Consider the following 11,927-nt stretch of genomic DNA (forward strand, 5'->3'; position numbering starts at 1 on the left):
AGGAGACGCGATGTCCGAGGCGCCGGCCCGGAAACCCGACGAGGCCGCAGGCCGTCGATCCGACGGGGCATCGCCCCGTCGGATCGATCCCGACGTGGCGCTGACCGCCGAGGCGCGGCCGGCGCCGCGGCCCGGACCCGCAGGCGGCCGGGCGGCCCCGCGTGCGCCGCGCGTCCCCCGGGCCGCGGCGGCGGCCAGGCCTGCCTCCACGGGGCCGCTCGACCGCCTGCGGATCCGGGCCGACCGGCTGATGCGCCATCCGGCCGGGATCGTCGGCGGCCTCCTCACCCTCGGGGCGGTGGCGGCGGTGGCGGCGAATGCCCTGAGCTTCCAGACCGGCCGCCATCCGGCGCCGCTGTTCGCCAAGGCATCGACGGACACGGCACCGACGGACAAGGCGCCGCGGGACAAAGGTTCGGCCGACAGGAATGTGGCCGACAAGGGCGCGTCGCCCGCGGAATCCCCCGCTCAGGCGAGTGCCCGCGCCGACGCGCCGCGAGCCATGAAACCCGACGCGCCGCGAGCCATGAAACCCGACGCGCCGCGGGACGGCATCGGCGCACTTCTCGGCGGCGACGATCACGCTACCGCCTCGCTCGGTCCGAAATCCGGCCCGGCGAGGGCCGCGGCCGGAAAGCCGGCCAGGGAGACGGCCCCTCACGCGCCGGTTCGCGAGGCGAAGGTCGCCGAGACGGCCGCGCCGAAATCCCCGGAGAAGACCCCGGAGCCGAAGGTCACCGCGCTCCACGCCGTGCCGCCGGCCCCCGGGGTCAAGCCCGACAAGTCGATCGCCTACGCGCAGCGCGCCCTGGTGAAGCTCGGCTACGGCCCGCTCACCGTCGACGGCATTGCCGGCCCGAGCACCCGCGCGGCCCTGGCCCGCTTCGAGCGCGAGCGCCGCCTGCCCGGCGCCAGCGTGGCGCGCCGGACCCTGCAGGAACTGGAGGCACGGTCGGGGTTGAAGCCGGAGTGAGGAACGGACCGAGACCCTCAGGATGAGGGTCGGGGACGGGACAAGGTCAAGCGACCGGTCGCTCAGAACGCGATCGCGTCCACCACCTTGCGGAAGCGCGGCAGGATCGCTTCGCGGTCCTGGGCGCGCACCACGCCGACGGCGCGGAAATAGCCGTCGGGCTGGAAGCGGATGGTCTGGGACACCACCACCGGGGTGCCCGACGGCACATCGACCGCCCGCGCCACGATCTCGTGCCAGTCGGCGCCGTTCTGGCGGAAGCTCTGCGAGCGCTCGATCGCGAAATCCTTCATCGTCTGGTTCGAGTAGAGCGCCGCCTTGGCGAAGGCGTCGCGCTGCTCGGTCGGCGGGGCCGGCTGCACCGCCTCGGCGAGCACCAGGATCGGCTGCTCGAGGTTCATCATCTGGTCCTTCGGCCCGTCGGTGTAGAGCACCGAGTTGCCGCCGAGCACCCGCACCGGGCGGAAGCCCGCGGTCTCGGTGATCCGGAAGGGCAGGGCCGCGACCTGCTGGTCGAGGGTGAGCGCCGGGCGCACACGCACGCTGGTGAGCATGGCGCGCATCGCGTCGTCGGCCTCGGCCCCCGGCAGGGTCTGGCCGATGACGACGCCGGTCACGGTCGGGTCGGAGACGAGGAAGACCCATTTGTGCAGGGCCGGGGCGCCGGGGGGCTGCTCGATCGGCTGCTCGCCGGTGAACAGCAGGCCCTCGCGCCCGTCGGCGAGCTTCAGGGTCTCGCGGGTCTTCACCACCAGGCCCTGGCTCTTCAGGTTCTCGTCGGTGAAGTTGGCGGTGAGGTCCTTGTAGGCCTGGGCCGGCAGCTCGACCACCGAGACCGTGGCGCCGCCGCCCGTCCGCTCGAAGCCCGTGAAGCGGCGCGACACCACCATCTCCTTTGCCGGCTCGAAGCCGAACCGGGAGCCCGGCGGATAGACCGGATCGGCCGCGAAGGCCCCGGCCGACAGGCCGATCAGGCCGGTGAGGAGTGCCAGGGCACGCAGCGAGAGGAAGCGTGCGCGCAGCGACAGGGGACTCGTCTGCATCAGGACTCGTCTCGGCTCGTGGAGAGGCACCGCCCGGACGGCGGCGCTCGGGATCGTCCGCGGATGGGTCGGCCGTGCGCGCCGGTCTGTCAAGCGCGGCGGATCGCCGAGACGCGCCGCAAGGTCAGGTTGAGGCGCCCGCCGGCCGGCACCGCCCCGGGCAGGGCCGGCACCGGCGCGAGGAGGTCTGGGCTCAGGATGCGGTCGATGCCGTGGAAGATCAGGCGCGAGGGCCCGCCGATCACCAGGGCGTCGCCGGAGGCAAGCCGCACCGAGCGGGTCGGGGCGCCGCGCTCCAGGCCGCCGTAGCGGAACAGGGCGGTCGCGCCGAGCGACAGGGACAGGACGGGGGCGGCGAACTCGTCCTCGTCCCGGTCCTGGTGCAGCCCCATCCGGGTGCCGGGCGCGTAGAGGTTGACGAGGCAGGCCTCGGGCCCGGCCGGGCAGCCGGCGAGGTGGGCCCAGGCCCGCGAGACGGCGTCCGGCATCGCCGGCCAGGGCCGGCCGGTCTCCGGATGCACCGCCTGGTAGCGGTAGCCGGCCCGGTCCGAGACCCAGCCGAGAGGGCCGCAATTCGTCATCCGGACCGAGAACGGCTTTCCCGTGCGCGGCATCGTCGGGGTGAAGGGCGGCGCCTCGTCCAGGATGGCGGCGAGGTCGCCGGCGAGCGCGCCCTGAGCCGCGGCGTCGAGGTAGCCCGGATGATGGATCAGGCCGGGGGCGAGTTCGATCAGTGGAGCGATCCTTGTCGCGCGGGAGGCCCGCCTCTTACTCGATTTCCTCCTGGGCCGGCAGGTCACCCATGGTAAGGTCCGGCTCCTCCCCGGAGCTGCCGCGCCATGACGACCCGCAACGCCACCCTGATCGGTTCCGGCGCCATCGGGCTGTGGTCGCTGCTCGCGCTGTTCACGGCCGCATCCGGGGCGGTGCCGCCGTTCCAGCTCGCCGCCATGACCTTCCTGGTCGGCGGGCTCCTCGGCTGCGCCAGCTGGATCGTCCGGCCCGCCGGCCTCGCCGCCTTGCGCCAGCCGCCGGCGGTCTGGGCGCTCGGCATCGTCGGGCTGTTCGGCTACCACGCGCTCTACTTCGCGGCCCTGCGGCTCGCGCCGCCGGCCGAGGCCGGGTTGATCAGCTATCTCTGGCCGCTCCTGATCGTGCTGTTCTCGGCCCTGCTGCCGGGGGAGGGGGGCTTGCGCGCCGCCCACCTCGCCGGGGCGCTGCTCGGCCTCGCCGGGGTGGTCACGCTGTTCCTCGGCCGCGGCTCGCTCAGCTTCGAGGCGGCCGCGCTCCCGGGCTACGCGGCGGCGGCGGCCTGCGCCTTCCTGTGGTCGGGCTACTCGGTGCTGTCGCGCCGGGTCGGGGCGGTGCCGACCGATGCGGTGGCCGGCTTCTGCCTCGCCACCGCGGCGTTGAGCCTCGCCTGCCACGTCGCCTTCGAGCCCACGGTGTGGCCGCAAGGCGCGGCGCAATGGGCGGCGGTCGCGGCGCTCGGCCTCGGGCCGGTCGGGGCGGCGTTCTACCTCTGGGATATCGGCGTGAAGCGCGGCGACATCCGCCTCCTCGGCGTCGGCTCCTACGCGGCGCCGGTGCTCTCGACCCTGATCCTCGTGGCGGCCGGCTACGCGCCGGCGACGTGGTCGCTGGCCCTGGCCTGCGGGTTCATCGTGGCGGGAGCGGTGGTGGCGACAAGCGTGGGAAGTTCGGGGGCGATGACGATAGAAAATAATGATTAAGTAAACATCTATAGCAGCGGTTGTTGGGGGAGGGCTTCGGTCCCGTTCTCATGATTTCGCCAAGCCCGAGATTCCGGACTAGGCATGGGTAATTCGAGACGGGTCGACGGCCCCGTCGATCTCGGGCTTGCCTTGGATCGAATTGATACGCCAGCATCCCGGGCCGTTGGTATGAATACGCGACATCGTGTTCCGAGGCGAGTCAACTCGTGCCCGGATCGGTGAGCCTTCCCGGGATCCGGGACGGCTGAAGATGACGTCTACCCCCTCGGCATCGGCCGCCAATCCGGCGGCGCCATCTCGAAGCCCTCGAACCGGAACCCCGGCGCCACGGTGCAGCTGACCAGCGTCCAGGCCCCGAGGCTGGTGGCAGTCTGCCAGTGGCCGGCCGGCACCACGATCTGCGGCCGATGGCCCCGGGCGAGGTCGGGGCCGAGATGGCGCGCCTCGGCGTCGTGGCCGTTGGGGCTTACGGTGATCACCATCGGCGCCCCGGCATGCCACAGCCACACCTCCGTGGCGTCGACCCGGTGCCATTCCGAGGTCTCGCCGATATCGAGGAGGTAGTAGATCGCGGTCGAGGCCGGGCGGCGGTCGATCTCGCGCGGATCCCGGAAGGTCTCGCGGTAATGCCCGCCCTCCGGGTGGGGCTTGAGATCGAGCAGGCGTACGACCTCGGCAGCTGTCAGGTTTTGCATCGCCGTCAGAACCGGTTCTTCCACTCGCGCAAGGCCGTGAACACCGCCGCCGGGTCGGAGCCCGGCTCCATCCCGACCGCCCGCGCCAGCGCCGGCTCGGTCGCGCGCAGGAACGGATTGGTGGCCCGCTCCTCGCCGAGGGTGGTCGGCACCAGGAAGCGCCCCTCCGCCTTGGCTTTCTCGGCGAGCGCCGCCCGGTCCTTGAGGTTCTGGTTGCCCGGCTCGGCGGCGAGCCCGAAGCGGGCATTCGACAGCACGTAGTCGTGGCCGGAATACACCACGGTCTCGTCGGGCAGCGCCGAGAAGCGCGCGAGCGAGCGCCACAGCACCTCGGGCGGGCCCTCGAGCACCCGGCCGCAGCCGAGGGTGAACAGGGTGTCGCCGGCAAACGCGATCCCCGCCTCCTCGAACCAGTAGGTGACGTGGTCGTCGCAATGGCCGGGGGTTTCCCAGACCGCGGCGGCGAGCGAGCCGACCGTCACCACGTCGCCCTCGCGCACCGTCGCGTCGACCTGCGGCACGGTGCTGCCGGCCTTCGCCGGTGCGGTCACCCGGGCCTGGGTCCGCGCCTTCACCTCCGGGATGCCCTCGACGTGGTCGCCGTGGCGATGGGTGACCAGGATGTCGGTGAGGCGCCAGCCGGTCTCGTCGAGGGCGCGCAGGACCGCCGCCGCCTCGGGCACGTCGATCGCCGCGCAGGCGCCGGTGGCGGGATCGCGCAGCAGCACGCCGATATTGTCGCTCCGGCACAGGAAGGTGCGGATCTCCGGACGGATCTCGGGCATGGCGGCGCTTCCTCGAAATGACCTCGTGCCGCCGGAAGATAGGGCATCGCGGCGCGCGCGCGAGCCGGCTTCCGGCGAATGACCGGGTGCCCGAAGCCGGAAGCACCGCACAGGAAGCGCAGAGCCGGGAGCGCAGAGCCGGGAGCGCTTGGCGGCGTTGCGGGTTGACGCCTTGCCGCGCTTCGCGCCACTCCCCATTGAACACCCGACGGCGCCTGCGCGCGTCGCACGTCCCGAGAACCGATGAGCCTCGACGTCACCGATCTGCGCACCTTCTACGCCAGCCCCCTCGGGGCGGTGGCGCAGCGGCTCGTCGGCCGCTCGGTCCACCGCATGCTCGGCTCGGTCTCGGGGCTGCGGGTGATGGGACTCGGCTACGCGGTGCCGTATCTCGGTCCGGTGCGGCACGCCGCCGAGCGGACGCTCGCCTTCATGCCGGCGGCGCAAGGGGTGACGAACTGGCCCGGCTCCGGCCGCTCGGCCTCCTGCCTCGTCGATCCGACCATGATGCCGCTGCCCGATTCGGCCGTCGACCGGGTGCTGCTGATCCACGCCATCGAGGCGGTGGAGAGCCCGGCCGAGCTGATGCAGGAGGTCTGGCGCGTGCTCACTCCCGGCGGCCGGCTGATCGTGGCGGTGCCGAACCGCCGCGGCCTGTGGGCGCGACGGGACGCCACGCCCTTCGGCCACGGCCAGCCCTACAGCCGCTCGCAGCTCGGCCGCCTGATGCGCGAGACGCTGTTCTCGCCCGAGGACTGGGCCGAGACCCTGTACGTGCCCCCGGTGGAAGGCTGGCTGACCTTACGCACCGCGAGCGCCTGGGAGCGGGTCGGCACCGGCCTGTCGCTGCCCTTCGCCGGCCTGCACGTGGTCGAGGCGACGAAGCAGCTCCACCGTCCGGTCGCCGTCCAGGCTCGCAAGAAGGCCCGGCTGCGCGCCCGTGTGCTGGCGCCGGTGCCCGTGCCGGTGCCCGCCCCCGTGCCGGGAGGCGCCTGAGCAGAGTCCGCAAAGGCGGTTGCCGGCCCTGCGACAAAGATCTGCGCCGGGACAAGGGTCCAAGCGGACGAAGCGTTGGCCTGCCAACGCAAGTCCGGTCAGCACGCCGTCCGACGGAGCCGCGCCGACCCGCTGCGGGAAATTCAAAAAAAGTCGAAGACCTGGAGCCCCGCCCGATGGCCACGCGATCGTGCGGTGCGCTCGATCACGGAGGTGCCCCGATCATGCCGTTTCCGGGCGCGGATGCCGCGCTGCAGAGTTTCCTCCTCGCCTTCTCGGCCCTGTTCTCGATCGTCAACCCGCCCGGCTCGGCGCTGATCTTCGCGCAGGTCACCGCGGGCCGCACCCATGGCGAGCGCACCTGGCTGGCGCGCCGCATCGGCGTCTATGCGGCCGCCGTGATGCTGGTCTCGCTCTGGGTCGGCGCCTCGGTCTTGAGCTTCTTCGGCATCTCGCTCTCGGCGTTGCGCATCGCCGGCGGCCTCGTGGTGGCGGCGCAGGCCTGGACCCTGCTCGCCGCGCCCGAGCAGCGCGAGGCGCGCAAGACGGCGCAGGCCGAGCCGGTGCAGGGCAGCGAGGACGGGCCCGAGCCGACCTCGCTCGCCGAGATCGCGTTCTTCCCGCTGACGCTGCCCTTCACCACCGGGCCCGGCACGATCGCGGTGGCGATCGCGCTCGGCGCCGGGCGCCCCGACAGCGGCGTCGGCCGGCTCGCCTACCTCGCCGGGGCGTCGGCGGCCTCCCTCGTCATCGCGGTGCTGATCCTGCTCGCCTACGCCTTCGCCGACCGCCTGGTCGCGCGGCTCGGCCATGCCCGGGCCCGGGTGCTCGGGCGGCTCGCGGCCTTCCTGCTGCTCTGCGTCGGCACCCAGATCACCCTCACCGGCGTCACCGACGTGCTGGGTCCGCTCATCGCGAACGCCAGGCAAGGGTCCGTCCCGTAAGGGCCATCTGGGCCTCGATCGCCTTCGCGATCCGGGCTTTCGCCGCGTAGTGGATCATGTGGCCCTGGCCCGGCAGCAGGGTCAGGGTGCTGCCGGCCACCTCCCGGTGCAGGCGGCAGGATTGCTCGGTCGGATCCACGACGGCGTCGGCATCCCCCGACAGGATCGCCACCGGCAAGCGCAAGGACGCGTAGCGCGACTGCATCAGGGCGACCGCGCTGTTCATGCTCGCGGTGTCCTCGGCGCTGGCCCGACTTTGCGTGGCGGAGAGCGACAAGGCCACGGGAAACCGCGCCGTGAACCGCGCCGGCACGGCTTGCGGCTTGAACACGTGGCGGAAGACCTGCGGCGCCAGCGCCTTTCCGACCGCCCCCGGCACCAGGGCGCGGGCCGCGTCGCCGAGTCCCGGCACGGCGAGGGGGGCGATCAGCGCCACGTCGGCCCGCCGGCCCGGATAATAGTAGCCAGAGAGCAGGACCAGCCCGCGCAGGTCGAGATTCTCGTGGAGGGCCAGCGCCAGCGACACGATGGTGCCCCAGGAATGGCCCACCACCACCGGCCGCTCGACGTTGAGCGCCGCCAGCGCGTGCCCGATCAGCCGCGCCTGGGCGGAGGCGGTCCAGACCCAGTGCCGCGGCCGCTCGGTATGGCCGAAGCCGGGCCGGTCGATCGCGATGACCCGGTAGTGCTTGGCCAGTTGGTCCACCAGCCCGCAGATGACGAAATCCTCCGCCATGGTGCCGTTGCCGTGGATCAGCACCACGGGCCGGCCCCGGCCGCGGGCGATGTAGTGGATCCGCACCCCGTCGACCTCGACGAAGCGGCCGGGCGGGGCGTGGGCCGGCGCCTCGGCCTTCAGCGCCGCCGAGCCGCGCCGCATCAGGGCGCCGGTCTGGCGGGCGGCGGCGACGTTCGCCTTGGCGGTGGCGCGCAGGATCCGGGCGGCGCCGCGGGCGGCGCGGCGGGGGCTGAGCCCTGGAACGAACCGAAAGGCCATGGGATCTCCGGCGCGATGCTGCATTGCGGGAGAAGATGGCGCGGCGAGGGGCCGGCGCATATCCCCCCGCCTCCCTCCCGTCCGGCGGTCCTTCCCCGGAGCGGCCGTTCCGCGAGGGCGCCTTTCCCCCTCCCTGCCTTGGCAGCACCCGCCCGCCCCTGTAGGACCCGCCGGATGGGCGGTCGGGAACCGCCGGCACTAGGAGCATGTCTACCATGCGTCTCGTCGTCGTCGGCGCCTCCGGGCGCATGGGGCGGATGCTGATCCAGGCCGTGGCCGGCACCGAGGGCTGCACGCTGTCGGGCGCGATCGAGCGCGAGGGCTCAGCCGCGCTGGGCCAGGATGCGGGCGTGCTCGCCGGGCTGCCGCCGCTGGGCCTGGCGATCACCGACGATCCGCTGGCGGCCTTCGCCGAGGCCGACGGCGTCCTCGACTTCACGGCGCCGGCCGCCACGGTGTTCTATGCCGAGCTCGCCGCCCAGGCCCGCATCGTCCACGTCGTCGGCACGACCGGCCTCGCGCCGGACGACCTGGCCAAGCTGAAGGCCGCCGCCTTCCACGCCCGCATCGTGCAGTCGGGCAACATGTCGCTCGGCGTCAACCTGCTGGCCGGCCTCGTGCGCAAGGTCGCGGCGACGCTCGGCGACGAGTTCGACATCGAGATCCTGGAGATGCACCACCGCCACAAGGTCGATGCGCCCTCCGGCACCGCCTTGCTCCTCGGCGAGGCCGCGGCGGAAGGCCGGGGCGTGGCGCTCGGCCAGCGCAAGGTGACGGTGCGCGACGGCCAGACCGGCCCGCGCGAGCCCGGCACCATCGGCTTCGCCACCCTGCGGGGCGGCAGCGTGGTCGGCGAGCACAGCGTCATCTTCGCCGGGGCCGGCGAGCGCATCGAGCTCACGCATCTCGCCAGCGATCGCGGCCTGTTCGCCGCCGGCGCGGTCAAGGCCGCCCTCTGGGCGCAATCCCGCGAGCCGGGCTTCTACGGCATGAACGACGTGCTCGGCCTCTGATCCCCCGGTCTCCCCCTTCCTTCGATTTTCCCCACGACCCCAACGGAGCGACACGCATCATGGAGCGTCTTCTCGTCCTCGCGCGCCACGGCCAGAGCGAGTGGAACCTGCAGAACCTGTTCACGGGCTGGAAGGACCCGGGCCTGACCGATCTCGGCGTCGAGGAGGCGCGGGCGGCCGGCCGGCGGCTCAAGGCGAAGGGCGTGCGGTTCGACATCGCGTTCACGTCCGCGCTCACCCGGGCCCAGCGCACCTGTGCGCTGATCCTGGAGGAGCTCGGCCAGTCCGACCTGCCCACCATCGCCGACGTCGCCCTCAACGAGCGCGATTACGGCGACCTCTCGGGCCTCAACAAGGACGATGCCCGCGCCAGGTGGGGCGAGGAGCAGGTCCACGTCTGGCGCCGCTCCTACGACGTGCCCCCGCCCGGCGGCGAGAGCCTGAAGGACACCGTGGCCCGGGTGCTGCCCTACACGATGCGGGAGATCCTGCCGCGGGTGATGCGTGGCGAGCGCGTGCTGGTCGCCGCCCACGGCAACTCGCTGCGTGCCCTGGTGATGGTGCTCGATGGCCTCACCACCGAGACGATCCCCGGCCTCGAGCTCCATACCGGCGTGCCGCTGGTCTACCGCCTGAAGGACGACACCACCGTCGCCACGAAGGAGATCCTCGACCACGACTGAGCGACGGGTCCGGCCCTCGCGCCCGATTTTCCCCCAAGGCGACGGGCCGGGTCCGACGGTCTATTCCATCGGCGCGGGATGCCCTCCTCCGATCGGGGGAGGACGTCCGGCGTCGGGACGTCTCGCCGGCGATTAAGTCGGCCTGGACGAAATCGGATTTCATGAACTAACATATTTTGATGCGGAGATCCGCACGGCGCCTTCGGCTTCTTCCGTATTGCGCTCGTTCTCGACGAAGGAGCTTCCGTTTTGGTGAAGCGCGGCTTCGAACAAGTGCTGAACCGATTGTCGGGTCGGCCGAACATCCCGGCCGGCGCCGAGCCGCAAGACAGGAGCCGCGACGACGAGGCCCGGGACGGGATCCAGGACGAGACCTTCGTCGAGGTCACCTTTGCCGGGCGCACGTTCAAGCTCGATCCGGCCAACGGGGCCGATCAGGTCGCCCGCGACATCGTGGCGGGCAGCTACGAGGCGCCGCTGCCGATGCTGATGATGGCGAGCCTCGTCCGCGTTGAGGGGGCCTTCGTCGATGTCGGCGCCAATACCGGGTTGTACTCGGTGATGGCGGCCTCCATCGCCCCGGGCCGGCCGATCCTGGCCTTCGAGCCGCTGCCCCTGGCGCTCGCGGCCCTCCGGCGCAACATCGCGGCGAACGACATCCAGGACGCGATCACGGTCGACGAATCGGCGCTGAGCGACCGCTCGGGCAAGGCCACGCTGCACATCCCCGATCCGAGCCACGGCCTGATCGAGACCAGCGCCTCGCTCGAGGCCGAGTTCAAGCCGCGCAACCTCGCCACCACCGTCCTGGAGGTCACCGTCGCCACCCTCGACAGCCTCGACATCCCGGGCCCGATCGGCGTGATCAAGGTCGATATCGAGGGGCACGAACACGCCTTCCTGGAGGGCGCCCGGGCCACGATCGCCCGCGAGCGGCCGATCGTCTTCATCGAGCTCCTGCAGAACGCGCCGAGCCACCGCATCCGCCAGTTCGTCCGCGAGATGGATTACCTGGATTTCCGGCTCAGGCCGGACCTCGCCATCCATGACGGCGGCGAGGTCCTGTACGACCCCCTGGCCTGGAACCACGCGCTGGTGCCGGTCGAGCGCCTGTCGAAGTTCCAGGAGGCGTGCCATTCCTGCGGCCTCGCCATGCTGCGGCGCTTCGTTCCCTCGTAAGGCCACCCGCTGGCCGTTCCGCCCGAAACCGGGCGGGCGGCCATTGCCGCGATGCCGCCGCGTCCCACCTGTCGTCCCATGGCGCCTCTTTCCGGGGCGCCCTCGGACGCCATCCGGCGAAGGAGAGACAGATGGTCGATACCGATCGCATCACCGGCGCGACGCGCGAACTCGGCGGCAAGGCGCAGGCTGCCCTCGGCGATCTCGCGGGCGACCATCGCTCGCAGGTGGAGGGCCGTTTCCGCGAGGCGCAAGGGAGGGCCGAGACCTTGGCGGGCGAGGCGCGCGACGGGCTGCGCGACGCTGCCGACACCGCCGTCGACTATGTCGAGGACGCCTATGAGCGCGGCCGCCACGCGGCGCACCGCGGCGCCCGCACGGTGACGCACTACGTCGAAGAGACGCCGCTCCTGGCCCTGCTCCTCGCCGGCGCCGCCGGCTACGGCCTCGCCCTGCTGCTGCACGGGCGCCGCTGAGCGGCCTTCAGCGGGCCAGCGGCGGCGGCTCGGTCGGCAGGGTACCGTCGGCGAGCTGCAGGCAGGTGAGCAGGGCGACGTAGGACGGCGGCCCGCCGATCTCGCTCTCCTGCCGGCAGTTCTGCCGGTCGGAGGCCGGGAAGGTGGCCCAGAGCCGCCGCAGGGAGCGCCGCGCCGCCCGCTCGTCGGAGACGCAGCCGCGCTCGCTCGCCGCGGAGGCGTTCGGTCCGGGGCGGCGTTCGAGCGCGCAGGCCTGGGACACGGAGTAGGCCGGAACGCCCGAGGCTCGGGCGAGGGCGGGACCGGACAGGACCAGCCCGACCACCACCGGAACCGACAGCCAGACTGATCTCACGACGGCCTCCTCCATGCGCGGTCGGCCCGGGACCGCCGTCCCGGGCCGATAT

General features: G+C 72.6%; 14 protein-coding genes. 8 read left to right on the forward strand and 6 right to left on the reverse strand.

Annotation, left to right across the window (positions count from 1 at the left end; translation table 11 throughout):
• Window positions 1–10 precede the first annotated feature (10 nt).
• The gene (locus G4G93_RS04780; protein ID WP_165081707.1) at window positions 11–973 is read left to right on the forward strand and encodes a peptidoglycan-binding protein; all 963 of its coding nucleotides are present in this window, start codon (window positions 11–13) and stop codon (window positions 971–973) included.
• Window positions 974–1,035: 62 nt separating this feature from the next.
• On the opposite strand, the gene G4G93_RS04785 is transcribed toward G4G93_RS04780, so the two are convergent.
• Complete coding sequence (locus G4G93_RS04785; RefSeq protein ID WP_165081709.1) at window positions 1,036–2,016, reverse strand: hypothetical protein; 981 nt, start codon at window positions 2,014–2,016, stop codon at window positions 1,036–1,038.
• An 89-nt stretch (window positions 2,017–2,105) separates the two neighbouring features.
• Window positions 2,106–2,750, reverse strand: a complete 645-nt coding sequence (locus G4G93_RS04790) for an alpha-ketoglutarate-dependent dioxygenase AlkB (protein ID WP_206289541.1) — start codon at window positions 2,748–2,750, stop codon at window positions 2,106–2,108.
• A 105-nt stretch (window positions 2,751–2,855) separates the two neighbouring features.
• Between G4G93_RS04790 and G4G93_RS04795 the strand changes: the two genes are divergently transcribed.
• Entirely contained in the window at window positions 2,856–3,749 is an 894-nt protein-coding gene (locus G4G93_RS04795; protein ID WP_165081711.1) for a DMT family transporter, read from the forward strand.
• A gap of 260 nt (window positions 3,750–4,009) precedes the next feature.
• Here G4G93_RS04795 and G4G93_RS04800 read toward each other — a convergent pair whose 3' ends face one another.
• On the reverse strand, window positions 4,010–4,447 hold the full coding sequence (locus G4G93_RS04800; protein WP_165081713.1) for a cupin domain-containing protein: 438 nt from the start codon (window positions 4,445–4,447) through the stop codon (window positions 4,010–4,012).
• A 5-nt stretch (window positions 4,448–4,452) separates the two neighbouring features.
• On the reverse strand, window positions 4,453–5,232 hold the full coding sequence (gene gloB, locus G4G93_RS04805; protein WP_165081715.1) for a hydroxyacylglutathione hydrolase: 780 nt from the start codon (window positions 5,230–5,232) through the stop codon (window positions 4,453–4,455).
• Window positions 5,233–5,475: 243 nt separating this feature from the next.
• On the opposite strand from gloB, the gene G4G93_RS04810 reads away from it, so the two are divergent.
• Together G4G93_RS04810 and G4G93_RS04815 are read left to right on the forward strand one after the other, a co-directional pair.
• The gene (locus tag G4G93_RS04810; RefSeq protein ID WP_165081717.1) at window positions 5,476–6,228 is read left to right on the forward strand and encodes a class I SAM-dependent methyltransferase; all 753 of its coding nucleotides are present in this window, start codon (window positions 5,476–5,478) and stop codon (window positions 6,226–6,228) included.
• Window positions 6,229–6,449: 221 nt separating this feature from the next.
• Window positions 6,450–7,172 (forward strand): MarC family protein, encoded by a 723-nt coding sequence (locus tag G4G93_RS04815; RefSeq protein ID WP_165082068.1) that lies wholly within the window; start codon window positions 6,450–6,452, stop codon window positions 7,170–7,172.
• Here the strand turns inward: G4G93_RS04815 and G4G93_RS04820 are convergent.
• Complete coding sequence (locus G4G93_RS04820) at window positions 7,138–8,169, reverse strand: alpha/beta fold hydrolase (protein WP_165081719.1); 1,032 nt, start codon at window positions 8,167–8,169, stop codon at window positions 7,138–7,140. The genes G4G93_RS04815 and G4G93_RS04820 overlap by 35 nt on opposite strands.
• Before the next feature lie 215 nt (window positions 8,170–8,384).
• On the opposite strand from G4G93_RS04820, the gene dapB reads away from it, so the two are divergent.
• The 4 genes from dapB to G4G93_RS04840 all read left to right on the forward strand — a co-directional run bounded on the left by dapB (window position 8,385) and on the right by G4G93_RS04840 (window position 11,520).
• A complete protein-coding gene (gene dapB / locus G4G93_RS04825) occupies window positions 8,385–9,182 on the forward strand; it encodes a 4-hydroxy-tetrahydrodipicolinate reductase (protein WP_165081721.1) in 798 nt (265 codons plus the stop codon).
• Between the two features lie 59 nt (window positions 9,183–9,241).
• On the forward strand, window positions 9,242–9,865 hold the full coding sequence (locus tag G4G93_RS04830) for a 2,3-bisphosphoglycerate-dependent phosphoglycerate mutase (RefSeq protein ID WP_165081723.1): 624 nt from the start codon (window positions 9,242–9,244) through the stop codon (window positions 9,863–9,865).
• A gap of 252 nt (window positions 9,866–10,117) precedes the next feature.
• Window positions 10,118–11,044 (forward strand): FkbM family methyltransferase, encoded by a 927-nt coding sequence (locus G4G93_RS04835; protein WP_312891711.1) that lies wholly within the window; start codon window positions 10,118–10,120, stop codon window positions 11,042–11,044.
• Between the two features lie 131 nt (window positions 11,045–11,175).
• Window positions 11,176–11,520 carry a CsbD family protein gene (locus G4G93_RS04840; RefSeq protein WP_165081725.1) on the forward strand — a complete coding sequence of 115 codons (345 nt, stop codon included), beginning with the start codon at window positions 11,176–11,178 and terminating at the stop codon, window positions 11,518–11,520.
• 7 nt (window positions 11,521–11,527) lie between these two features.
• On the opposite strand, the gene G4G93_RS04845 is transcribed toward G4G93_RS04840, so the two are convergent.
• Window positions 11,528–11,875: a hypothetical protein gene (locus G4G93_RS04845; protein ID WP_165081727.1), complete on the reverse strand. Its 348-nt coding sequence runs from the start codon at window positions 11,873–11,875 to the stop codon at window positions 11,528–11,530.
• Window positions 11,876–11,927 lie beyond the last annotated feature (52 nt).

This window comes from Methylobacterium sp. DB0501, assembly GCF_011043735.1.
Lineage (GTDB): Bacteria > Pseudomonadota > Alphaproteobacteria > Rhizobiales > Beijerinckiaceae > Methylobacterium > Methylobacterium alsaeris.

Bases quoted from the DNA above. Each gene is read 5' to 3' on its own strand.
- G4G93_RS04800 (WP_165081713.1), bottom strand. From the start codon at position 4,447: ATGCAAAACCTGACAGCTGCCGAGGTCGTACGCCTGCTCGATCTCAAG.
- dapB (WP_165081721.1), top strand. From the start codon at position 8,385: ATGCGTCTCGTCGTCGTCGGCGCCTCCGGGCGCATGGGGCGGATGCTG.
- gloB (WP_165081715.1), bottom strand. From the start codon at position 5,232: ATGCCCGAGATCCGTCCGGAGATCCGCACCTTCCTGTGCCGGAGCGAC.
- G4G93_RS04810 (WP_165081717.1), top strand. From the start codon at position 5,476: ATGAGCCTCGACGTCACCGATCTGCGCACCTTCTACGCCAGCCCCCTC.
- G4G93_RS04780 (WP_165081707.1), top strand. From the start codon at position 11: ATGTCCGAGGCGCCGGCCCGGAAACCCGACGAGGCCGCAGGCCGTCGA.
- G4G93_RS04820 (WP_165081719.1), bottom strand. From the start codon at position 8,169: ATGGCCTTTCGGTTCGTTCCAGGGCTCAGCCCCCGCCGCGCCGCCCGC.
- G4G93_RS04785 (WP_165081709.1), bottom strand. From the start codon at position 2,016: ATGCAGACGAGTCCCCTGTCGCTGCGCGCACGCTTCCTCTCGCTGCGT.
- G4G93_RS04840 (WP_165081725.1), top strand. From the start codon at position 11,176: ATGGTCGATACCGATCGCATCACCGGCGCGACGCGCGAACTCGGCGGC.
- G4G93_RS04795 (WP_165081711.1), top strand. From the start codon at position 2,856: ATGACGACCCGCAACGCCACCCTGATCGGTTCCGGCGCCATCGGGCTG.
- G4G93_RS04830 (WP_165081723.1), top strand. From the start codon at position 9,242: ATGGAGCGTCTTCTCGTCCTCGCGCGCCACGGCCAGAGCGAGTGGAAC.